Annotated in this window: 1 pseudogene; it reads left to right on the forward strand. The window is 52.0% G+C overall.

The window, feature by feature from the left end:
- Window positions 1-304: pseudogene (locus tag SPADD19_RS11165) on the forward strand (DNA repair protein RadA); the annotation flags it as partial.

The raw sequence follows: 304 nt of genomic DNA on the forward strand, positions 1-304 counted from the left end.
CAATGAGATTGGGATCTTTGAGATGCAATCAGGTGGACTGGTTGAGGTCCTCAATCCCAGTCAGGTCTTTCTAGAAGAACGCCTGGATGGCGCGACTGGATCGTCCATCGTTGTGACAATGGAGGGGACTCGTCCGATTCTAGCTGAAGTGCAGGCCTTGGTGACACCAACCATGTTTGGAAATGCCAAGCGGACGACAACGGGGCTTGATTTCAATCGGGCCAGTCTCATCATGGCAGTGCTAGAAAAACGAGCGGGTTTGCTCCTTCAAAATCAGGATGCCTACCTCAAGTCTGCAGGTGGT

The sequence above is a fragment of the Streptococcus parasanguinis genome (assembly GCF_001578955.1).
Classification (GTDB): Bacteria; Bacillota; Bacilli; order Lactobacillales; family Streptococcaceae; genus Streptococcus; species Streptococcus parasanguinis_U.